The organism is Bacillus sp. ISO11 (genome assembly GCF_003458115.1).
Classification (GTDB): Bacteria; Bacillota; Bacilli; order Bacillales; family Bacillaceae_G; genus Bacillus_A; species Bacillus_A cereus.
In genome coordinates this window covers 1-23,207 of the sequence record NZ_QXCO01000008.1, presented here as the reverse complement: position 1 = coordinate 23,207, position 23,207 = coordinate 1, and the positions used below count along the sequence as shown (strand labels likewise).

The following is a 23,207-nucleotide window of genomic DNA, read 5'->3' as shown; positions in this document are numbered from 1 at the left end:
GGAGAGTGAACAAGTTGAAATTAGAAAAATTTCGAAAAATAATAGGTCTTTGTCTCCTTGTTTCTTTAGTTTTTATTGGATGTTTTAAACCGCTTCGAACGTTTATTTCATCACCGAAACAACTTGTTGTTTTTGAAGGGCAACAATCAGAAATATCATCATTACCAGTTTTCAAAGCTTCATCCACAAATCGTCATGTATTTACAGTGAGTTCGAATGAACAAAAACAAGGACTTATGGTAAATTCTCATCAAAATGGTGAAGCTGATATGGTATTTCAGCTTGCTGGTTTTCCAGTGAAAAAAGTAAATGTGAAAGTGTTAAAAGATTTTAAAGTGATTCCAGGTGGACAATCAATTGGTGTGAAATTAAATACAAAAGGTGTACTTGTTGTAGGCCATCATTTAATTCAAACTGAAAAAGGTAAAATATCTCCTGGTGAAACAGCAGGTGTACAAATTGGAGATATGATTACTGAAATTAATGGTAAAACAATTGAAAGAATGAGTGATGTAGCACCGTTTATTCATAATAGTGGAGAAACAGGTGAACCGCTTAATCTTGTATTGTTAAGAGATGGAAAATATATTCGTACGAAGCTAACTCCACAAAAAGACAACGGTGAATCGTCTTATCGAATTGGCTTGTATATCCGTGATTCGGCAGCTGGAATTGGAACGATGACATTTGTTCATCCAGATTCTATGAAATATGGGGCACTTGGTCATGTTATTTCTGATAATGATACGAAAAAGCCGATTCAAGTCGAAGATGGACAAATTATGCGCTCGACAGTTACATCAATTGAAAGAGGTAGTCATGGGAATCCAGGGGAGAAATTAGCAAGATTCTCACCAGACCGTGAAGTGATTGGCAATATTACAATTAATAGTCCATATGGTATTTTTGGAAAATTAAATACGAATATGAAAAACGGTATAATGGATAAAGCAATGCCTATCGCATTATCTCATCAAGTAAAAGAAGGACCGGCAAAAATATTAACAGTTATTGATCAAGATAAAGTAGAAGCGTTTGATATTGAAGTTGTTAGTACAGTGCAGCAAAAATTCCCAGCCACAAAGGGTATGGTAATAAAAGTAACAGATAAACGTCTATTAGCGAAAACGGGCGGTATCGTACAAGGAATGAGCGGAAGTCCAATTGTACAAAATGGAAAAGTAATTGGTGCTGTTACACATGTATTTGTAAATGATCCAACATCAGGATATGGTGTTCATATTGAATGGATGTTACATCAAGCTGGAATTAATATTTATGATCAAGAGAAAAAAGCGAGCTAATATATATTATTAGCTCGCTTTTTCTGTTGAAAAATTCGTTGAAATTTTGTAAAAGCTCCGCAAGAGGTGTTTTTTGTTGTAAAATAAAAGGAAAGGGTTGAACGTTTCGTTGTATTTCTATGATGGAATGTGTTGCGAAAGGGAATAAATGAACGATAAACATATTTTTTTGTGATTTTATCGGAAAGTAAGAAACTTTAAAAGGGAATTTTCACACAATTGTCGAACAATTCATGTAGCCTAGAAGGATACACATGTCGGAGAATCGATTCGGTAAGGGAGGAAAAGCTGTGGAGAAAATTAAAGTATGTCTTGTGGATGATAATAAAGAACTAGTATCAATGTTAGAGAGCTATGTAGCCGCTCAAGATGATATGGAAGTAATCGGTACTGCTTATAATGGTCAAGAGTGTTTAAACTTATTAACAGATAAGCAACCTGATGTACTCGTTTTAGACATTATTATGCCACACTTAGATGGTTTAGCTGTATTGGAGAAAATGCGACATATTGAAAGGTTAAAACAGCCTAGCGTAATTATGTTGACAGCATTTGGCCAAGAAGATGTGACGAAAAAAGCAGTTGACTTAGGTGCCTCATATTTCATATTAAAACCATTTGATATGGAGAATTTAACGAGTCATATTCGTCAAGTGAGTGGTAAAGCAAACACTATGATTAAGCGTCCACTACCATCATTCCGATCAGCCACAACAGTAGATGGAAAACCGAAAAACTTAGATGCGAGTATTACGAGTATCATTCATGAAATTGGTGTACCCGCTCATATTAAAGGATATATGTATTTACGAGAAGCAATCTCCATGGTATACAATGATATCGAATTATTAGGATCGATTACGAAAGTATTGTATCCAGATATCGCAAAGAAATATAATACAACAGCAAGCCGTGTGGAGCGCGCAATTCGTCACGCAATTGAAGTAGCTTGGAGCCGTGGGAATATTGATTCTATTTCGTCCTTATTCGGTTATACAGTATCCATGTCAAAAGCAAAACCTACGAATTCTGAGTTTATCGCAATGGTTGCGGATAAGCTGAGACTTGAACATAAAGCTAGTTGAGAGTAAAAGTAGTAAGGGATTTAAGCTTTAGTAAAGCTTAATAATTCTTGAAATTGATACTCGATATCAAATTTAAAACCAATGAACTTTTTATTTAAAGACCAATGAATGTTATAATTCGTTGGTCTTTTTATTTTGTTGAGAAAAAGAGATTATTTGATAGTATGGAAAATAAAACCTATTTTTAGTAATATTACATGTAAGTGGGTTTTTTATAAGGTAATAAAATAGATATAGATAGGGAGAAGGGGAATGGAAAATAAAATTTCAACTTGGCTAGGAATAGTAGCAGCTATGGGAGTTCTTGCTATTGCAGTTACATTTGGAATGTTAGAACTTGCAGATAATCCCGTAGATAAAGAAGTGAGCGCTCAAATAGATAAAAAAGAAGACCAAACAATAGTAGGTAGAGAGGTAGATGGGGTCTTTGTTGATGTGTATGTTACTGAAAATTCTACTGAAAGCGAAGTCATTACAGCGATGCATCGCATGACTCATCAAAAAGTGGTGGCAGAACGAAAATCGGGCTCTATCCCAATGATTCAAAGTAATGCTAAAAAATTAAAAGAAATTATAAATAAGAGTAGCTTTGCGAAGAAAAATGAACTTTTAGCAATTGCTGATAGATGGGCGAAAAAAGATTTTAGTAAAATTGTAGAAGATCACAATTATTTCTCGGATGCTCAAGAAGATAGCGTTTGTAAAGCAACTAGAGCAATGGATGCGTTAGAAGAGCAACATTATATTTTAACTACATTCGGGGAGGAAAAAGCGAAAGAACTATACGAATCAGGGGATGCTCCGCACGTTCAATAAAAAACAATATAAAGGGCTTCTAGTTTTTTTATGATCGTGTTTTTAGGACGCAATGGGGACTTATAAATAAATGGTCTGCTTTCTTTATGACGTGTAACAAAAAAGAAAAGATGTGATTCATTATTAAATGATGAAGGAACGGCTAAATCACATCGTAGTACATCTGTTAAAGGATTTTAGTAGGAAAGGCATCCGTGATATAATAGAAAATAATAAAAAGTCCTGCAAAACAGGACTGTATTATTCTTCGTCTTTATTTTGTTTTTCTAATTCAACTAGTTTTTGAATTAAAATGTGCTGCGGCATATGCATGAGTTGTTCAAGTGGAACACCTAGTGCTTTTGATAAGCGGACTGCAGTATCTGGAGAGATTTGTAATGGTCTCATAGAAGTACCTCCTTTTTCGTATAGTATAGCATAAGATTGGGGGAGTGAGGATGACTCTTATATTTGCACATCGTGGTGCGGCTGGAACGTACCCAGAAAATACAATGATTTCATTTGAAGCAGCTGAGTCTTTTAGAGCGGATGGAATTGAACTTGATGTTCAATTAACGAAAGATGGAAAAGTTGTCGTCATTCACGATGAAACGGTGGACCGGACAACAAATGGAAAAGGTGCGGTTCGCAATTATGTATATGAGGACTTATGCAAGTTAGATGCAAGTTATAAATTTGGTGATAAAGTAGGTTTTTGTAAAATACCACTTTTAGAAGAGGTATTAGAATGGCTTGAACAAACGAGTTTGCTACTTAATATTGAACTTAAAAATAATAAAATTCCATACAGAGGTTTAGAGGAAGAAGTTATAACGCTTGTACGGAAATTTAGTCTAGAGGATCGTGTTATATTTTCTTCGTTTAATCACTACAGTATGAAACGGTGCCATATGATGGCTCCTGATATTCAAACAGCAATTTTATATCGCGAAGGTTTGCATAGTCCGTGGGCATACGCGAAAAAAATGGGGGCTACAGCAGTACATCCGAATTATCGTTATCTTCAAGATGCTATTGCCGAACTAACGATGGAAAGTGGTGTAGAAGTTCGCCCTTATACAATTAATGAAGAAACGCTTATGCGTAAATATTTTGATATGAATATATCGGCGATTATTACTGATTACCCTGAAACGGCAAGAACGTTATTGCCAATAAAAAAATGAGACCGCGTGTAACGGTCTCATTTTTTTATTTATAAATAGTGGGGCATTCCTATCTTCTAAAGCGAGCTTGTACTTTATTTCGTTTGCGATCTCGGTGCAAGACGAAGCCACCAAAGATATAAAACCCTAGCGCGAAGCAGAGAGCGCCGATTAAAAATTGTAACCACAGTATGGAAATTGGTGGAAATAGAATCCCGAATACAGTATCTCTCATTAACTTTATACCAAACACAGCTAATGAAATAGGGATGAGTGCTAATAGTAGAGCAACGTAACGCTGCATACATAACGCTCCTTTTCAGATTATTTCGTATATTTTAATGATGTTATACGGAAAGGGGGTTTGTCAAGAGGGTGCTGAACGAGTAAGATAAGGGTGTGAAAAAATTTGCAGAGTTACTTCGAGAGGAAGTGTAATATATGAAACAAAAAGTATTAATTGTTGGTGCAGGTGAAGGCGGGAGCGCGCTGCTGAATCTGTTACAAAGTTCGAATATCTTTCAAATTATAGGGATTATTGATATAAATCCGTTGGCAAAAGGACTACAAATTGCTAAGGAATACGGGATTGCAATTGGAGAAAGTGTAACTCCATTTCTTTCTATGCATATCGATGTAATATTTGATATGACAGGTGAAGATGATGTACATAAAGTTTTATCAGAAAAAAAGAAAAAAGACACTCTTCTTATACCAGGTGATATCGCAAAAATTGTTACAGGATTAGCGCATGAGAAGGAAGGGCTAATTGGGCGGTTAGAGGAACAGACGCAACAAGGAGAATTAATTTTAAATTCTACACATGACGGCATGATTGTAATTGATCGAGAGGGACAAGTTCGTCTTTTTAATAAAAGTGCAGAGCGTATTATCGGATATAAAAAAGAAGAGGCGATAGGAAAGTATATTTTAGAAGTCATTCCAACTAGTAAATTACTTCGCATTATACGTACGAAACAAATAGAAGTAAATTATGAACTGACATTAGAGAATGGAAAGAAAATTATTACAACGCGTATTCCAATATTAAAAGAAGGAGGAGAGGTACAAGGGGCATTTGCAATTTTTAAAGATATAACAGAAGTTGTAGATCTTGCGGAAGAAGTTACAGACTTAAAAGAAATTCAAACACTATTAGAGGCAATTATTAACTCATCTGAAGAAGCGATTTCGGTTGTGGATGAAAAAGGAAGAGGTTTAGTCATTAACCCAGCATATACGAAATTAACGGGTTTAACAGAAGAAGATATTATTGGGAAGCCTGCTACAACTGATATTGTAGAAGGCGAAAGTATGCATATGAAAGTACTTCGAACGCGTCGTGCGGTGCGCGGAATACATATGAAGATTGGGCAAAAAAAGCGAGATGTAATTGTAAACGTAGCACCAGTTATTGTGGATGGAATATTGAAAGGAAGCGTCGGTGTTATCCGTGACGTGTCGGAAATTCAAAAATTAACAAATGAATTGAATAGAGCAAGGCAAATTATTCGTACATTAGAAGCGAAATATTCATTTGATGATATTGTCGGAAATTCAGATGAAACAACGGCAGCTATCGAACAGGCGAAGCTAGGAGCGAATACACCAGCAACAGTACTGTTACGCGGGGAATCTGGGACTGGTAAAGAATTGTTTGCACATGCAATCCATAATGGAAGTAATCGAAAATACAATAAGTTCGTCCGTGTAAACTGTGCGGCCATTTCGGAGACGTTGTTAGAAAGTGAATTATTTGGTTATGAGGAAGGGGCGTTTTCTGGAGCGAAAAGAGGCGGGAAACGTGGGTTCTTTGAGGAAGCGAATAACGGTAGTATTTTTTTAGATGAAATAGGGGAGTTGTCTGCAAATACACAAGCGAAACTCCTTCGTGTATTGCAGGAAAAAGAAATTGTAAAAGTTGGTGGAACGAAAGCGATACCTATTAATGTTCGAGTAATTGCAGCGACACATGTGAATTTAGAAAAGGCTATTCTAGAAGGGAAGTTTAGGGAGGATTTATATTATCGATTAAATAAAATTCCAATTCAAATTCCATCTCTTCGTCAACGTAAAGGAGATATACCGACAATTGCGGACAGATTGATTCAAAAAATTAATCAAGATTACGGTCGTAATGTAGAAGGGCTCACTGATTCAGCTGTTTTATATTTACAATCATACGAATGGCCAGGAAATGTGAGGGAACTTGAAAATATTTTGGGGAGAGCTATTATCTTTATGAATTATAACGAGACCTATATTGATGTACACCATTTACCGCCATTACATAACGAAGAGCAGGTGGAGTCAAAGCAATCTCATTTATTACCTGAATTAGAAGAAAAGCCACTTGAACATTTAGTGACAGAGTTTGAAGGGAATATTATTTATGAATATTTGGAGAGATTTGAGGGGAATAAAACACAAACTGCAAAAGCGTTAGGAATTTCCGTTCGAAATTTATATTACAAGCTAGAAAAGTATGACCATGCAAAAAATAGCATGCAATAAATTGCGTACCGTGCAATTTATTGCATGGTATACAAAAAGCGACAAAATAAGACAGAATCTTTCGTTATTTTCCAAAGTATTGATTTTACTGCATTTTGAATGCGTTTTCATTATTGGTAAGACCACTTTTAAAAGTTGGCACGGTATTTGCTTTATAAATAGACGAGGGACGACGGAAAGGGTTGATTACAAAATATGAAGTTAGAATACTTAATTGATCAAGCAGCAGGAAAGCCTAAAAAAACTGTGGCTGTAGCAGTAGCTGAAGATCATGAAGTAATTGAAGCTGTAGCGAAAGCAATTAAATTACAGCTAGCTCAATTTCGTCTATATGGAAATCAAGAAAAAATAATGGGGATGCTACAAGAACATGGTTTACAAACTTCAGAACATGTTGAAGTGATTGCAGCAATGTCTAGTGCTGAAGCTGCAGAACTTTCTGTTAAAGCTGTGAGAAATGCTGAAGCAGATGTGCTTATGAAGGGGAACATCCCAACAGCGAATATTTTGAAGGCTGTGTTAAACAAAGAGTGGGGCCTACGTAAAGGTAGCGTACTTTCACATGTAGCAGCATTTGAAGTTCAAAATTACGACCGTCTTATTTTCGTTACAGATGCAGCGATGAACATCGCACCTGACGTAACACAAAAAGCTGCTATTATACAAAATACTGTAGAAGTTGCCCAGGCAATAGGAATCGACTTGCCCAAAGTGGCACCAATCGCAGCAGTAGAAGTTGTGAATCCAGCGATGCAGGCGACAATTGATGCAGCGATGTTAACACAAATGAATCGCCGCGGACAAATTAAAGATTGTATCGTTGATGGACCACTTGCTTTAGATAATGCAGTATCACAAATTGCAGCAGAGCATAAAGGCATAGTAAGTGATGTAGCAGGTAAGGCAGATATTTTACTCGTCCCAACGATTGAAGCTGGAAATGTGCTATATAAATCACTCGTATACTTTGCGGATGCAAAAGTAGGAGCAATGATTGCTGGCGCAAAAGCACCGATTGTTTTAACATCTCGTGCTGATTCAGCAGAAACAAAAGTATATTCATTAGCATTGGCAGTTGCGACTGCTTCAAAATAAACCAAAAAGGGTAAAACATTAGGGGGAAACGACAATGACATTAGAAATCTTCGAATACTTAGAAAAATATGATTATGAGCAAGTAGTATTTTGTCAAGATAAAGAATCTGGTTTAAAAGCAATTATTGCAATTCATGATACAACACTTGGACCGGCTCTTGGTGGAACAAGAATGTGGACATATGATTCTGAAGAAGCGGCGATTGAAGATGCATTGCGTCTTGCAAAAGGGATGACATACAAAAACGCAGCAGCTGGTTTAAACTTAGGTGGTGCGAAAACAGTAATTATCGGTGATCCTCGTAAAGATAAGAGCGAAGCAATGTTCCGTGCACTAGGACGTTATATCCAAGGACTAAACGGACGTTACATTACAGCTGAAGATGTTGGTACAACAGTAGATGATATGGATATTATCCATGAAGAAACTGACTTTGTAACAGGTATCTCACCATCATTCGGTTCTTCTGGTAACCCATCTCCAGTAACTGCATACGGTGTTTACCGTGGTATGAAAGCAGCTGCAAAAGAAGCTTTCGGTACTGACAATTTAGAAGGAAAAGTAATTGCTGTTCAAGGCGTTGGTAACGTAGCATATCACCTATGCAAACATTTACACGCTGAAGGAGCAAAATTAATCGTTACAGATATTAATAAAGAAGCTGTACAACGTGCTGTAGAAGAATTCGGTGCATCAGCAGTTGAACCAAATGAAATTTACGGTGTTGAATGCGATATTTACGCACCATGTGCATTAGGCGCAACAGTTAATGATGAAACTATTCCACAACTTAAAGCAAAAGTAATCGCAGGTTCTGCAAATAACCAATTAAAAGAAAATCGTCACGGTGACATCATTCATGAAATGGGTATTGTATACGCACCAGATTATGTAATTAATGCAGGTGGCGTAATTAACGTAGCAGACGAATTATATGGATACAATAGAGAACGTGCACTAAAACGTGTTGAGTCTATTTATGACACAATTGCAAAAGTAATCGAAATTTCAAAACGCGATGGCATAGCAACTTATGTAGCGGCAGATCGTCTAGCTGAAGAGCGCATTGCAAGCTTGAAAAATTCTCGTAGCACTTACTTACGCAACGGTCACGATATTATTAGCCGTCGCTAATCATTCATATATAACTTTTACAAAAGGCGTGGTTACCTCTTATGAGGTTTCCACTTCCTTTTGAATTTATTAGTGGAGGTAGCAACATTGTCTGTAAATCGAATTCTTGTTATTAACCCAGGTAGTACATCCACAAAAATTGGTGTTTTTGATAATGAAAGACCCGTTTTAGAAGAAACGATTCGTCATGACGTAGAACAGATTGGGAAATACAAGCGAATTATCGACCAATATGAGTTTCGAAAAGAAACGATTTTAGAAGTTCTACATTCTCATGGTATTAACATTTCAAAATTAAACGCTGTTTGTGGACGTGGTGGATTACTTCGTCCAATCGAAGGCGGTACGTATACAGTAAACGATGCGATGTTAGAAGATTTAAAAAATGGGTTTAGCGGTCATCACGCTTCAAACCTTGGAGGCATTTTAGCATATGAAATTGCTTCTGGATTAAACATTCCTGCATTTATTGTGGATCCTGTCGTTGTAGATGAGATGGAGCCAGTTGCTCGTATAAGTGGTATTGCTGGTATGGAACGTAAAAGTATCTTCCATGCATTAAATCAAAAAGCAGTTGCTCGTAAAGTAGCCGAACAGTTAAACCACAAATATGAGGATTTAAATTTATTAGTTACACATATGGGCGGTGGTATTACAGTTGGTGCTCATAAAAAAGGAAGAGTAATCGATGTGAATAACGGTTTAAACGGAGAAGGACCATTTAGTCCAGAGCGTGCTGGTACAGTACCAGTAGGGCAACTAGTAGAAATGTGTTTCTCTGGTGAGTATTACCGAGATGAAATGATTAAAAAGCTTGTCGGACAAGGTGGACTTGTAAGTTTAATCGGTACAAATGATGCGATTAAAGTAGAGAAAATGGTTGAAAAAGGTGATCCTGAAGCAACTCTTATTTATAAAGCAATGGCATATCAAGTTGCAAAAGAGATTGGCGGAGCTAGCGCTGTACTTCACGGGAAAATCGATGCAATCGTATTAACTGGTGGACTGGCATACAGTAAAATTCTTGTCGATGAAATAAAAGAGCGAGTGGACTGGATTGCAGATGTTATCGTACATCCAGGCGAAGATGAGTTAGAAGCGTTAGCAGAAGGAGCACTTCGTGTATTACGTGAAGAAGAAGCTCCAAAAGAATATGTTGTACGTGAAAAAGAAACGGTAGCTAGGGGTTGAGATAATGGCAAAAGAATATGATTTAGTCATCGTTGGCGGCGGTACTGGTGGATATGTTGCTGCAATTCGTGCATCACAACTAGGGTTAAAAACTGCACTAGTCGAAAAAGAAAATCTTGGTGGTACTTGTTTACACAAAGGATGTATCCCTAGTAAAGCTCTTTTACGTAGTGCGGAAGTATATGCAACTGCTAAAAAAAGCGAAGAGTTCGGAGTTATTGCAAGCAATGTAGAACTAAACTTTGCGAAAGTACAAGAGCGTAAAGAGAAGATTGTAACGCAGCTTCATAAAGGCGTTCAACACTTAATGAAACAAGGTAAAATTGATGTGTTTGAAGGTATTGGCCGTATTCTTGGCCCATCTATTTTCTCTCCGATGCCAGGGACAATTTCAGTTGAACTTGCAAGTGGAGAAGAGAATGAAATGTTAATTCCAAAAAATGTACTTATTGCAACAGGTTCTCGTCCAAATTCATTACCAGGTTTAGAATTAGACGGAGAGTACGTAATGTCTTCAGATCATGCCCTAAAAATGGAAACGCTTCCTAGTTCGATTATTATCGTTGGTGGCGGTGTAATCGGTATTGAGTGGGCATCTATGCTTGCTGACTTCGGTGTAGAAGTTACAGTATTAGAGTATGCAAAAACAATATTACCACTAGAAGATCAAGACATTTCAAAAGAAATGCAACGTCTATTCAAGAAAAAAGGTATTAAAGTGGTAACTGGTGCAAAAGTATTACCAGAAACATTGGTAAAAGATAATGGAGTAACAATCCAAGCTGAACACAACGGTGAAAATAAAGAATTTAAAGCAGAAAAAATGCTTGTATCTGTAGGAAGACAAGCGAATACGCAAAATATTGGCTTAGAGAACACAGATATCGTTGTGGAAAAAGGATACATTCAAACAAATGAGTTTTATCAAACGAAAGAATCGCATATTTACGCAATTGGAGATGTAATCGGTGGCCTGCAACTTGCTCACGTTGCTTCTCATGAAGGAATTGCTGCAGTAGAACATATTGCAGGGAAAGAAGTTACACCAATTGATTACTCTATGGTATCAAAATGCGTATATAGCAGTCCAGAAGTTGCTTCTGTCGGTTTAACAGAACAAGAAGCGAAAGAAAAAGGCTATAAGTTAAAAGTAGGTAAGTTCTCATTCCGCGCAATCGGAAAAGCACTTGTATACGGAGAATCAGATGGTTTCGTAAAACTTGTAGTTGATGAAGAGACAAATGACATTCTTGGTGTTCATATGATTGGACCACATGTAACAGATATGATTTCTGAAGCGGGTCTTGCAAGAGTACTTGATGCAACACCTTGGGAAGTAGCACATACAATTCATCCGCATCCATCATTATCTGAGGCGATTGGTGAAGCAGCACTTGCTGTAGATGGAAGAGCGTTACACGCATAAAAATGTGGATTTAGGAGGTTATGAAAAATGGCAGAAGTAAAAGAAAAGCGCCATGAAGAGCTTGGCTTAAGTGATGAGCAAGTATTAGAAATGTTCCGTACGATGTTACTTGCACGTAAAATTGACGAACGTATGTGGTTATTAAACCGCGCTGGTAAAATTCCATTCGTAATTTCTTGTCAAGGACAAGAGGCTGCACAAGTTGGAGCGGCGTTCGCTCTTGATAGAGAGAAAGATTATGCATTACCATACTACCGTGATATGGGTGTTGTACTAGCATTTGGTATGACAGCTAAAGAGCTTATGTTGTCTGCTTTTGCGAAAGCTGGAGATCCAAACTCTGGTGGTCGTCAAATGCCTGGTCACTTCGGTCAAAAGAAAAATCGTATTGTTACAGGTTCATCTCCAGTAACAACACAAGTACCACATGCAGTTGGTATTGCACTAGCTGGAAAAATGGAGAAGAAAGATTTAGTAACGTTCGTTACATTTGGAGAAGGCTCTTCAAACCAAGGTGACTTCCATGAAGGGGCAAACTTTGCTGGTGTACACAAACTACCTGTTATTTTTATGTGTGAAAATAACAAATATGCAATCTCTATTCCAGTTGAAAAACAATTAGCATGTAAAAACGTATCAGATCGTGCGATTGGTTACGGTATGCCTGGATATACAATAGACGGAAACGATCCACTTGCAGTATATAAAGCTGTAAAAGAAGCAGCAGATCGCGGTCGTCGTGGTGAAGGACCAACTTTAATTGAAACAGTATCATATCGTTTAACAGCACATTCTAGTGACGATGATGATCGTGTTTATCGTGATAAAGAAGAAGTAGAAGAAGCAAAGAAAAAAGATTCAATTATAACATTCGCAGCTTATTTAAAAGAAGCTGGTGTGTTAACTGAGGAATCCGAAAAACAAATGTTAGACGAAATTATGCATATCGTAAATGAAGCAACAGAATATGCAGAAAATGCTCCGTATGCAGCACCTGAAGATGCATTGAAGCACGTATACGCAGAATAGGGGGGAACGTTTCATGGCTGTAATGTCTTATATTGATGCTATTACATTAGCAATGCGCGAAGAAATGGAACGCGATGAGAAAGTATTCGTTTTAGGAGAAGATGTTGGTAAAAAAGGTGGCGTGTTTAAAGCGACACACGGTTTGTATGATCAATTTGGTGAAGATCGTGCGCTTGATGCACCGCTTGCAGAATCTGCAATTGCTGGGGTAGCAATTGGTGCAGCAATGTATGGTATGCGTCCAATCGCTGAAATGCAGTTTGCTGATTTCATCATGCCAGCAGTAAACCAAATTGTTTCTGAGGCGGCAAAAATTCGTTATCGTTCTAATAATGATTGGACTTGTCCAGTTACAATCCGTGCACCATTTGGCGGGGGGGTTCACGGTGCATTGTATCATTCACAATCTGTAGAAGCGATGTTTGCAAACCAACCAGGTTTAAAAATCGTTATCCCTTCTACACCATATGATGCAAAAGGCTTATTAAAAGCAGCCATTCGTGATGAAGATCCAGTATTATTCTTCGAACATAAACGTGCATATCGTTTAATTAAAGGTGAAGTACCAGAGGATGACTACGTATTACCAATCGGAAAAGCAGATGTAAAACGTGAAGGTGATGATATTACAGTTATCACGTACGGATTATGTGTTCATTTTGCTCTTCAAGCGGCTGAAAAGTTAGCACAAGATGGCATCTCTGCACACATTCTTGATTTACGTACTGTATATCCATTAGATAAAGAAGCAATCATTGAAGCAGCTTCTAAAACAGGTAAAGTTCTTCTTGTAACAGAAGACAATAAAGAAGGAAGCATTATGAGTGAAGTGGCAGCAATTATCGCTGAAAACTGTCTATTTGATTTAGATGCGCCAATCGCACGTCTTGCAGGTCCAGACGTTCCAGCAATGCCATATGCACCAACAATGGAAAAATTCTTTATGGTAAATCCAGATAAAGTTGAAAAAGCAATGCGTGAACTTGCGGAATTTTAATCGGGGGGACTATACATGGCTGTAGAAAATATTACAATGCCTCAGCTCGGGGAGAGCGTTACAGAGGGCACAATTAGTAAATGGCTCGTTAATGTTGGCGATCACGTAAATAAGTATGATCCGCTTGCAGAAGTAATGACTGATAAAGTAAATGCTGAAGTACCATCTTCTTTCACGGGTGTTGTGAAAGAGTTAATCGCTGGTGAAGGTGATACGTTAGCTGTAGGTGAAGTAGTTTGTGTTATTCAAGTAGAAGGCGCAGATGAAGTAGCAGCAACAGCTGTTGAGGAAAAAACTAAAGAAGAATCAAAGGCAGAAGTAGCTACGTCTGAAAAAGCACCGAAAGTAAAACAACCAACTGATGGAAAACCACGTTTTTCACCAGCTGTGTTAAAGCTTGCGGGTGAGCATAACGTTGATTTAGATCTAGTAGAAGGTACGGGAGCAAACGGCCGTATCACTCGTAAAGATATTTTAAAGCTAGTGGAATCTGGAAATATCCCACAAGCAGGTGCGGCGAAGAAAGAGGAAGCTGTAGCGGCAGTAGTAGAAGCTCGCCCAGAAGCACCAAAAGCAGCACCAGTAGCGCAAAAAGTAGAAGCTGCGAAATCAGTTTCTGTACCTACAATGCCTGGAGATATCGAAATTCCAGTAACAGGTGTGCGTAAAGCAATCGCAGCAAACATGTTACGTAGTAAACACGAAGCACCACATGCTTGGATGATGATTGAAGTAGATGTGACAAACCTTGTGTCATACCGTAACTCAATTAAAGGTGACTTTAAGAAGCGTGAAGGCTTTAACTTAACGTTCTTTGCTTTCTTCGTAAAAGCAGTAGCACAAGCGTTAAAAGAGTATCCTCAAATTAATTCAATGTGGGCTGGCGATAAAATTGTTCAGAAGAAAGATATTAACCTTTCTATCGCTGTTGCAACAGAGGAAGAACTATTTGTACCAGTAATTAAGCAAGCGGACGAGAAAACAATTAAAGGTATCGCTCGTGAAATTACAGAACTTGCAGGAAAAGTACGTACGAAATCGTTAAAAGCAGACGAAATGCAAGGTGGAACATTTACAATTAATAACACAGGATCATTCGGTTCTGTTCAATCTATGGGTATTATTAATTACCCACAAGCGGCTATTTTACAAGTTGAATCAATTGTAAAACGCCCAGTAATTATGGATAACGGTATGTTCGGTGCTCGTGATATGGTTAACTTATGTTTATCACTTGATCACCGAGTACTTGATGGTTTAATTTGTGGTAAGTTCTTAGGACGTGTTAAAGAAATTTTAGAAAACATGTCAGAAAATAATACATCTGTATATTAATAAAAAGCTCGCTTATGCGAGCTTTTTATTATCTTATTTCTTCATCTACATCCTACTATATGTATAAATATCTTTCCCAGTAATCTTACAATAAACGATTATGTATTAGGAATTTACGAAAATACATTGCTGATATATGGTATATGGATATAAAATAAGAAAAGAATAATTTTTTTGGCAAATCTTACTGATGAAACTGTAGTATAATATATTGTATTGTATGAAAAAGAGAGTTATTCTATATAAGTGTTTTATAGATAATGTGTAATCAGTCGTCAAAACATGAAGAATGTTGACTCCTGGTTTTTTATTTTTGCCGTAACAATGTTTCAGGAGGATGTCATGAAAAGAAGTACCGAGTTTCTAAAAAGTTTAGATGTAAAATTAATTTTAATTTTGTGTGCACTATGTGTGACGAGTATAGCTGCTATATATAGCAGTCAGCAAACGGGACAGTATGGAGCTGCAAACTTTGCTATGAAACAAGGTGTTAACTACATAATTGGGGTTGTATTGTTACTTCTTGTTGCAAGCATCGACTTAGATCAATTGCAAAAATTATCTTGGCCGCTTTATATTGCTGGATTTGCTTCACTTATTCTTTTGAAAGTATTACCACCATCAGGTTTTACACCTGAAAAATTAGGTGCAAAAAGATGGTTTGTTTTCCCAGTATTTGGGCAAATTCAGCCGTCTGAGTTTTTCAAAATTGCATTGCTACTTGTAGTAGCGAGTATAGCAGTGAAACATAATGCACAGTATATGGCAAGGACATTCCAAACAGATTTAAAGCTAGTAGGTAAAATTATGCTAGTGTCACTTCCACCTATGGCGGTTGTATATAGTCAACCTGATACAGGTATGGTGTTCTTATATGCTGCTGCTATTGCATGTATTTTATTTATGTCAGGTATTCAAAAGAAATTGATAGCATTATGTACAGTTATTCCGTTGACCATATTATCTGCTTTAATATTTATTTTCTTTAAGTATCAAGACTTTTTCTATAATAATTTAGTTACTTTACTAAAGCCTCACCAACAGTCGCGTATTGTAGGTTGGTTAAATCCATTTGAAAATGCAGATCAAGGTTATCAAACACAGCAATCGATTTTAGCTGTAGGTAGTGGAGGAATGGAAGGTAAAGGGTTTGGGGGAGGAAGCGTCTATATTCCAGAGAAGCATACTGACTTTATTTTCGCTACAATTGCCGAAGAAGGTGGATTTATCGTAGCAGCCTTAGTTGTCTTCTTGTTCCTATTACTACTATATCGAACAATTATTATTGGTTATTCCGCTGATAATTTATTTGGTACATTATTATGCGCTGGATCAATCGGTATATTAACAGTTCAAATATTCCAAAACATCGGTATGATCGTTGGATTAATGCCTGTAAAAGGTATTGCATTACCTTTCTTATCGTATGGGGGAAGTTCCTTATTCTCAAATATGATTATGATGGGGCTCATATTATCGGTACGGAAAACGTATAAAAAATATATGTTTTCAGTTAAGTAAAAAAAGCTGGTTCGTTTTTAAACGAACCAGCTTTTTTACATATATGCTCATAAACGTTGCAAACTAAAACAGGATAGCAGTTTGAGACGGGTAAGGAGTGCAAAGTGATGCATATGCATATTTTTGAAGGAGCACGACATCTTTCTAATAGTGAATGGGTTATTCGGGCTATTATAGCATACATATTTTTAATATTAGTTGCGAAAGCGATGGGGCAAAGGTCTATCGCACAACTTCGTTTTTTAGATGTTGTATTAGTGTTATTGCTTGGTGGGAATATTTCTAACGCATTGTCTGATGAAAAAGTAGGGTTACTGGGATCGATGATTACAACGTTCATACTTGTTGTACTTCATATTATAAGCTCAGTTTTAATGCTGAAATGGGATAGATGGAGACGTTTTTTAGAGCCTACACCTATTATTCTTATACACAATGGTTCCATTAATTTTAGCAATTTGAAAAAGGCGAGAATTACCTTGGAATATTTGTTTTCGGAACTTCGTATGCGAAATGTGAGCGATATTCAAACGATTAAATTAGCATTATGGGAAGCAAACGGTGTCGTTTCTATATTTCGGTATCCAGAATATGAAGCAGTTTCGCGGCTTGATCTTAAAGTGGCGGGAAAAAAATCTCCAGTTTCTTTTGTATTAGTAAAGGATGGGAGGATACAGAAAGATGTTCTTGCATTATTAGGAAAAACAGAAGCGTGGGCGAGAGAATTTCTAGAGGAGAGTACAGAAGTCGAATCTATTATGTTAGCTACAGTAGATGAATCACATAAAATAAATATTTTGTTAAAAAAATGAAAAATATACGCATTTTGTCGTTTCGTACATATGATACAATAGTGTGGACAACGAAAAAGGAGGCGATACGGTGGGATATGTAGAAGAATTACGAAAAATAGTTGGTCATCGCCCTTTAATTTTAGTTGGTGCTGTTGTACTCGTTATAAATGAAAATGGATATGTTTTATTGCAGCAGCGGACAGAGCCGTACGGAAAATGGGGGCTACCTGGCGGGCTAATGGAGCTTAGTGAATCACCAGAAGAAACAGCTTATCGTGAAGTATATGAAGAGACAGGAATAAAAGTGAAGAACTTGCGACTAATCAATGTATTTTCTGGAGCGAACTACTTTACAAAATTAGAAAACGGTGATGAATTTCAATCTGTAACAACCGCCTATTATACGGATGAATACGAAGGGGATTTTGTTATGAATAAAGAAGAAGCAGTTCAGCTTAAATTCTTTTCAGTAACAGAACTACCTGACTATATTGTAGGATCGCATAAAAAAATGATTGCTGAATATATGAAGATTATGGAAAAGAAGATATAATAATAGTGAAAGAAATACAAAAACACAGCTCTGGTTGGTAGTCCAGACGCATGATTTCATGTCAGTAACCTTCCCCTCCGGGATGTCCCGTATTTCTAATCTTTTAAAGGAGGGGCTGTCAATGGATTTGACAGTATATCACGATGGCCAATTTTTTGTTGGAATCATTACATGTAAAGAAAAAGGGAAATTGTATGGGGCGAGGTATATTTTTGGGGCGGAACCGTCAGATGAAGAAGTGCTTATGTTTGTGAATGGTTCACTTTTAGAGCATTTTCAGCACTTTGCAAAATGTGGTGTAGAAGTTAAAGAAAAACAGCGTCCTAAAAACATAAAGCGTATCATACGACAAGCAGCAAAAGAAACAACTATTAAACGTTTTACTAAGGCGCAAGAGGCGATTAGTTTATCTTATGAATTGCATAAACAAGAAAAGAAACTGCAGTCTAAAGAGAAGCGAGAAGCTGAAAAAGAAAGAAGACGTTTAATGAAAGTACAAAAAGCAAAGCAAAAACATCGTGGTCATTAAAGAAAAGGTGTTAGAGCAAGAGCTCTAACACCTTTTCTATACTTAAATACAAGTAAACTTACTTGTATTTCATAAACATTAACTGGTAAGATACAAATAGGTAGTTTTAGAGGAGGGAAAAGAGTGATTAATTTTAACTTTTTTATGAATGATGTTGTCCGCCAAGCGCGTGAAGAGATTGTCTCTGCTGGATATACAGAATTGACGACGCCGGAAGCGGTAGAAGAAGCGTTTAAAAGAAATGGAACAACACTTGTAATGGTAAACTCTGTATGTGGTTGTGCAGGTGGTATTGCTCGTCCTGCTGCTGCGCATTCCGTACATTATGATAAACGTCCTAACCACCTTGTAACGGTGTTTGCAGGTCAAGATAAAGAAGCGACAGCAAGAGCGCGTGAATATTTCGAAGGGTACCCACCTTCTTCTCCATCATTTGCTTTATTAAAAGATGGAAAAATTGTAACGATGGTAGAGCGTCATGAAATTGAAGGTCATGAACCGATGCAAGTTATTGCGAAACTACAATCATATTTCGAAGAGAATTGTGAAGAACTATAAAAAATAAGAGAAAAGGCGGCACGTCCACAATCAAGTGGATGTGCCGCCTTTTTTATTTATTATTAAAATTTCTGAGATATGCATAGTTATGTTGTTTTATGCATCATTTTATACATAACAAACAGCGTTTATATTGTTTCGTTATTTATTTTTATTTTATATATTGCATAAAAATAAAAGTGCTGATACAATACAAACATCGAATAAATATTCTATTAAACTTTTAAATATACATTATTAGGGGGAAGAAAGATGAAGAAGTTAGTATCAATATCGTTTGCACTTATTTTAATTGTAAGTATATTCAGCGCTTGTAGTAATGAGGAATCGAAAGAAACAAAAGGAAATAAAAAAGTACTCGTAATGGGAACTTCAGCAGATTATAAACCTTATGAATATGTAGATGCGTCAAAGAGCGATGAAATTATTGGCTTTGATGTTGATGTTGCTAAATATATCGGAAAAGAACTTGGGTATGAAGTGAAAGTGAAAGATATGGATTTTGGTGGTTTATTAGCATCTCTTAGTTCAGGAAAAGTTGATTTCGTAATGGCAGGTATGACGCCAACTGCAGAGCGTAAAAATAATGTTGATTTTACAGATATTTATTTTGTTGCGAAAAATATGGTCGTTTCTAAAAAGGATTCTAACATTAAATCTGTAGAGGATTTAAAAGGGAAAAAAGTAGGGGTACAAACAGGGTCTATTCAAGAAGAGAAAGCTTCAGAATTTAAAAAACAAGTAGATTTCCAAGTTGAGGGACGTGACCGTATACCAGAAATCGTACAAGAAATTAAAGCTGGTCGTTTTGACGCTGCAATTATAGAAGATACAGTTGCTAAAAATTATTTAGAGAAAATGAAAGATTTACAAGGAATTGAAATTAAAGAAGCACCAGAAGAAGTTGGAGCAGCAATTGCCCTTCCGAAAAACAGTGATAAAACAGCTGAATTTAATAAAGTAATTAAAAAAATGCAAGAAAATGGAGAAATGGATAAATTAGTGAAGAAATGGTTTGGCAGCGGAAAATAAGCTGCCTTTCACTTTTCTGTGAGGGGAATGAAAAGAATGAACTTAGATTTTTCGGCGATTACGCCTTCGATACCATATATACTAAAAGGTTTAGAAGTTACTTTGAAAATTGTAGCAGTATCAGCTTTAGCAGGATTTATTTTAGGAACGCTATTAGCACTTTGTAAAATTGCTAGAATACGAGCATTAAATATAGCAGCAGATTTTTATACATCAATTTTTCGTGGTACACCCCTTGTATTGCAATTAATGATTATTTATTTCGGCGTCCCACAAATAATTGGTTATGAAATACCAGCATTCTTAGCTGCTGTACTTGCATTTAGCTTGAATTCAGGTGCATACATGTCAGAAGTAATTCGTGCTGGTATTCAAGCGGTTGATAAAGGACAAACAGAAGCAGCAATGGCTTTAGGGATACCGTACGGAAAAATGATGAGAAATATTATTTTCCCTCAAGCATTAAAAAATATATTACCAGCGCTTGTGAACGAATTTGCGACACTTACGAAAGAATCGGCTGTAGTAACAGTAATAGGCGCGACTGATTTAATGCGTCGTGCTTACATTGTAGGCGGTGAGACATTTAAATATCTTGAACCATTACTTTTTGTTGGACTGATTTATTATATGTTAGTCATTATTCTTACATTAGTCGGGAAGGCAATTGAAGGGAGAATGAAGAAAAGTGATTAAAATTGAAAACCTTCATAAATCATTTGGTAAAAACGAAGTATTAAAAGGAATTACAACAACAATTGAAAAAGGGGAAGTAGTCGCAATTATAGGGCCTTCTGGATCAGGAAAATCAACATTTTTACGTTGTATGAATATGTTAGAAGCACCAACGGATGGTCACATTTGGATTGGGACGGAAGAAGTAACGAATCCGAAAACGAATGTTATGCATGTTCGTGAAAATGTCGGTATGGTATTTCAACATTTTCACTTATTTCCTCATATGACTGTATTAGAAAATATTACGTATGCTCCTATCAATGTAAAAGGGGTAACGAAGCAAGAAGCTGAAAAGAAAGCTGAGAAACTTTTAGAAAAGGTTGGATTAGTAGATAAAAAAGATACGTATCCAAATCGTCTTTCGGGAGGACAAAAGCAACGTGTAGCAATTGCAAGAGCGTTAGCGATGGAACCGGAAGTTATGTTATTTGATGAACCGACATCGGCGCTAGATCCAGAGATGGTGAAAGAAGTGTTAGAAGTTATGAAATCGTTAGTTACGACAGGAATGACGATGGCTATCGTTACACATGAAATGGGCTTTGCAAAAGAAGTGGCAGATCGTGTTCTTTTCTTGGACGGAGGAAAGCTTGTAGAAGATAGTGCGCCAGAAGAATTTTTTGCAGCGCCGAAAAGTGAACGTGCGCAACAATTTTTACAAAAAATATTGTAATATGAAAAGGTTATGTGAATAATAAGTAGAAAAGGATGACATTGTGTCATCCTTTTTTTATACTAGCTGTAAATACGTTTATACATATAGGAGTAATGATATGTTTAAAATTGGATATCGTACAGTAAAAACAGCAATAGGGACAGGTGCGGCAGTTTTTATTGCTCAGTTATTAGGGTTAGAATTTTATAGTTCAGCAGGCATTTTAGTTATTTTATGTGTACAAAATACGAAGCGCAAATCACTTCAAGTGTCGTTACATCGTTTTCTAGCGTGTGTATTATCAATGGCATTCGCGTTTTGTATTTTTGAAACGATTGGCTATACACCACTTGCAATTAGCATATTGTTACTTACATTTATTCCGACTGCAGTAATGCTTAAAATTCAAGAAGGTATTGTCACGAGTTCAGTTATTGTTATGCATCTATATTCATTGAAGCAAATTACATGGCTTATAGTTGGAAATGAAATTGCTATATTAACGATAGGGATTAGCGTGGCGTTATTAGTAAATATGTATATGCCGAGTAGTGAAAATAAGCTAAAAGAGTATCAGGATAAAATAGAGAATAATTTTAAAACGATTTTGTTTGAAATGGTTGTGTATTTACGAAATCGAGAAAGTAGTTGGAGTGGAGCAGAACTCATTGAAACCGAGAATATGTTAAATGAAGCAAGAGATTTATCGTTTAAAAAACTTGAGAATGCATTTATGCGAGAAGATGATTATTACTATCGTTATTTTAATATGCGTATGCAACAATTCGAAATTTTAGAGCGAATGATACCACTAGCAGCTTCTTTATCGTGGACATATGAACAAGCTGACATGATTGCAGATGTTGTTGAAAACATTGGTAATGCTATTAGCCCTGAGAGTACTGGCGTTATTTCCTTAAGGCAGCTTCAAGAAATGAGGGAATTATTTAGAGACATGCCATTGCCAGCTACACGCGAAGAATTTGAGATACGTGCGAAACTTGTTCAACTTGTGTATGAAATGGAACAATATTTACTCATTAAAAGTCGCTTTAAGGGAAAGGATAATATAAAAGAACTTATATAGAAGGTAGGAATTATCTATGCCGTATCTTCTCTCTATCATATTATGTCTTTCTTTATCGCCGATTTGGCCTCTTGGGGATAATCCACGTGCCGGAGATCCTTTTATTATTGTAAATAAAGCAACGAATAAATTAGCTTACATTGACGATGGAAAGATTCAAAAGATTTTTCCAGTAGCGACAGGGAAAACGAATGAATTAACTCCAGAAGGAAATTTTGATGTTGTAATGAAAGCAAAGGATCCGTATTACATTGCGAAGGATATTCCAGGTGGATCGCCAAAAAATCCACTTGGGTCAAGGTGGATTGGATTTAATGCAAGAGGAACTGATGGAAGTAAATATGGAATACATGGAACAAACCAACCGAGTTCAATTGGAAAGTATATTTCACAAGGGTGTATAAGAATGAAGAAAAACGATGTGGAATATTTGTTTGATCGCATTCCAATTGGAACGAAAGTATGGATTGTGAAATCGAAAAAATCATTTCAGCAATTGGCAAAAGAAAAAGGAGCCGTTGCATATGAAAAAGCCAACGAATGAGCTGCACCCCAATTGTTAGACACAGTCTAACAATTGGAGGTGCAGTTTTTTGTATGACAAAATTTACGAAGGATTTAAAGTTAACGCTCGTTCAAGGATTTAATCCGAAAATAATTTCTCAAGC

The 23,207-nt window shown here is 36.6% G+C and carries 24 protein-coding genes; 22 read left to right on the top strand and 2 right to left on the bottom strand.

Translation table 11 applies throughout. From position 1 onward, the window contains the following. Positions 1 to 5: 5 nt before the first annotated feature. The 3 genes from spoIVB (at position 6) to D1166_RS10455 (ending at position 3,205) form a co-directional block, all read left to right on the top strand. Positions 6 to 1,304, top strand: coding sequence for a SpoIVB peptidase (spoIVB, locus tag D1166_RS10470; protein ID WP_002000940.1), 1,299 nt, complete (start codon positions 6 to 8; stop codon positions 1,302 to 1,304). A 290-nt stretch (positions 1,305 to 1,594) separates the two neighbouring features. Then, entirely contained in the window at positions 1,595 to 2,389 is a 795-nt protein-coding gene (spo0A, locus tag D1166_RS10460) for a sporulation transcription factor Spo0A (RefSeq protein ID WP_021727703.1), read from the top strand. Between the two features lie 252 nt (positions 2,390 to 2,641). After that, positions 2,642 to 3,205 (top strand): PRK06770 family protein, encoded by a 564-nt coding sequence (locus tag D1166_RS10455; RefSeq protein ID WP_000428227.1) that lies wholly within the window; start codon positions 2,642 to 2,644, stop codon positions 3,203 to 3,205. A gap of 240 nt (positions 3,206 to 3,445) precedes the next feature. Here the strand turns inward: D1166_RS10455 and D1166_RS10450 are convergent, their stop codons facing one another. Next, positions 3,446 to 3,592, bottom strand: coding sequence for a YycC family protein (locus tag D1166_RS10450; protein ID WP_001247671.1), 147 nt, complete (start codon positions 3,590 to 3,592; stop codon positions 3,446 to 3,448). Positions 3,593 to 3,642: 50 nt separating this feature from the next. On the opposite strand from D1166_RS10450, the gene D1166_RS10445 reads away from it, so the two are divergent. After that, on the top strand, positions 3,643 to 4,371 hold the full coding sequence (locus D1166_RS10445; protein WP_000172580.1) for a glycerophosphodiester phosphodiesterase: 729 nt from the start codon (positions 3,643 to 3,645) through the stop codon (positions 4,369 to 4,371). Between the two features lie 49 nt (positions 4,372 to 4,420). Here the strand turns inward: D1166_RS10445 and D1166_RS10440 are convergent, their stop codons facing one another. Next, positions 4,421 to 4,654, bottom strand: coding sequence for a DUF2627 domain-containing protein (locus tag D1166_RS10440; RefSeq protein WP_001190210.1), 234 nt, complete (start codon positions 4,652 to 4,654; stop codon positions 4,421 to 4,423). A gap of 137 nt (positions 4,655 to 4,791) precedes the next feature. On the opposite strand from D1166_RS10440, the gene D1166_RS10435 reads away from it, so the two are divergent. The 18 genes from D1166_RS10435 (at position 4,792) to D1166_RS10345 (ending at position 23,083) form a co-directional block, all read left to right on the top strand. Next, positions 4,792 to 6,864: a sigma-54 interaction domain-containing protein gene (locus D1166_RS10435; protein WP_000810976.1), complete on the top strand. Its 2,073-nt coding sequence runs from the start codon at positions 4,792 to 4,794 to the stop codon at positions 6,862 to 6,864. 195 nt (positions 6,865 to 7,059) lie between these two features. Next, complete coding sequence (gene yqiS / locus D1166_RS10425; protein WP_097856098.1) at positions 7,060 to 7,959, top strand: phosphate butyryltransferase; 900 nt, start codon at positions 7,060 to 7,062, stop codon at positions 7,957 to 7,959. Between the two features lie 34 nt (positions 7,960 to 7,993). Further along, positions 7,994 to 9,094, top strand: coding sequence for a leucine dehydrogenase (locus tag D1166_RS10420; protein WP_000171357.1), 1,101 nt, complete (start codon positions 7,994 to 7,996; stop codon positions 9,092 to 9,094). Positions 9,095 to 9,181: 87 nt separating this feature from the next. Then, positions 9,182 to 10,285 carry a butyrate kinase gene (gene buk / locus D1166_RS10415; protein ID WP_000115780.1) on the top strand — a complete coding sequence of 368 codons (1,104 nt, stop codon included), beginning with the start codon at positions 9,182 to 9,184 and terminating at the stop codon, positions 10,283 to 10,285. A gap of 4 nt (positions 10,286 to 10,289) precedes the next feature. Then, positions 10,290 to 11,711 (top strand): dihydrolipoyl dehydrogenase, encoded by a 1,422-nt coding sequence (gene lpdA, locus D1166_RS10410; protein WP_061654463.1) that lies wholly within the window; start codon positions 10,290 to 10,292, stop codon positions 11,709 to 11,711. A 27-nt stretch (positions 11,712 to 11,738) separates the two neighbouring features. Continuing rightward, complete coding sequence (gene bfmBAA, locus D1166_RS10405; RefSeq protein ID WP_000852551.1) at positions 11,739 to 12,740, top strand: 3-methyl-2-oxobutanoate dehydrogenase subunit alpha; 1,002 nt, start codon at positions 11,739 to 11,741, stop codon at positions 12,738 to 12,740. Positions 12,741 to 12,753: 13 nt separating this feature from the next. Then, a complete protein-coding gene (bfmBAB, locus tag D1166_RS10400) occupies positions 12,754 to 13,737 on the top strand; it encodes a 3-methyl-2-oxobutanoate dehydrogenase subunit beta (protein WP_000290071.1) in 984 nt (327 codons plus the stop codon). A 15-nt stretch (positions 13,738 to 13,752) separates the two neighbouring features. Then, positions 13,753 to 15,072, top strand: coding sequence for a dihydrolipoamide acetyltransferase family protein (locus tag D1166_RS10395; RefSeq protein WP_061654461.1), 1,320 nt, complete (start codon positions 13,753 to 13,755; stop codon positions 15,070 to 15,072). A 342-nt stretch (positions 15,073 to 15,414) separates the two neighbouring features. Beyond that, entirely contained in the window at positions 15,415 to 16,593 is a 1,179-nt protein-coding gene (locus D1166_RS10390) for an FtsW/RodA/SpoVE family cell cycle protein (RefSeq protein WP_000831181.1), read from the top strand. 107 nt (positions 16,594 to 16,700) lie between these two features. After that, positions 16,701 to 17,405, top strand: coding sequence for a DUF421 domain-containing protein (locus tag D1166_RS10385; protein WP_061654460.1), 705 nt, complete (start codon positions 16,701 to 16,703; stop codon positions 17,403 to 17,405). Between the two features lie 70 nt (positions 17,406 to 17,475). After that, positions 17,476 to 17,940: an NUDIX hydrolase gene (locus D1166_RS10380; protein ID WP_000542555.1), complete on the top strand. Its 465-nt coding sequence runs from the start codon at positions 17,476 to 17,478 to the stop codon at positions 17,938 to 17,940. Between the two features lie 121 nt (positions 17,941 to 18,061). After that, on the top strand, positions 18,062 to 18,469 hold the full coding sequence (locus tag D1166_RS10375) for a YjdF family protein (protein ID WP_000366585.1): 408 nt from the start codon (positions 18,062 to 18,064) through the stop codon (positions 18,467 to 18,469). A 144-nt stretch (positions 18,470 to 18,613) separates the two neighbouring features. After that, complete coding sequence (locus tag D1166_RS10370; protein ID WP_001979317.1) at positions 18,614 to 19,027, top strand: BrxA/BrxB family bacilliredoxin; 414 nt, start codon at positions 18,614 to 18,616, stop codon at positions 19,025 to 19,027. Between the two features lie 252 nt (positions 19,028 to 19,279). Continuing rightward, positions 19,280 to 20,059, top strand: a complete 780-nt coding sequence (locus tag D1166_RS10365; protein ID WP_000737665.1) for a transporter substrate-binding domain-containing protein — start codon at positions 19,280 to 19,282, stop codon at positions 20,057 to 20,059. 36 nt (positions 20,060 to 20,095) lie between these two features. Beyond that, positions 20,096 to 20,755, top strand: coding sequence for an amino acid ABC transporter permease (locus D1166_RS10360; RefSeq protein ID WP_001046915.1), 660 nt, complete (start codon positions 20,096 to 20,098; stop codon positions 20,753 to 20,755). Then, complete coding sequence (locus tag D1166_RS10355) at positions 20,748 to 21,470, top strand: amino acid ABC transporter ATP-binding protein (RefSeq protein WP_000590202.1); 723 nt, start codon at positions 20,748 to 20,750, stop codon at positions 21,468 to 21,470. The genes D1166_RS10360 and D1166_RS10355 overlap by 8 nt, the downstream gene beginning before the upstream one ends. A 100-nt stretch (positions 21,471 to 21,570) precedes the next feature. Then, complete coding sequence (locus D1166_RS10350; RefSeq protein WP_000472665.1) at positions 21,571 to 22,539, top strand: aromatic acid exporter family protein; 969 nt, start codon at positions 21,571 to 21,573, stop codon at positions 22,537 to 22,539. A 16-nt stretch (positions 22,540 to 22,555) separates the two neighbouring features. Continuing rightward, on the top strand, positions 22,556 to 23,083 hold the full coding sequence (locus D1166_RS10345) for a L,D-transpeptidase (protein ID WP_097856099.1): 528 nt from the start codon (positions 22,556 to 22,558) through the stop codon (positions 23,081 to 23,083). Positions 23,084 to 23,207: the final 124 nt, after the last annotated feature.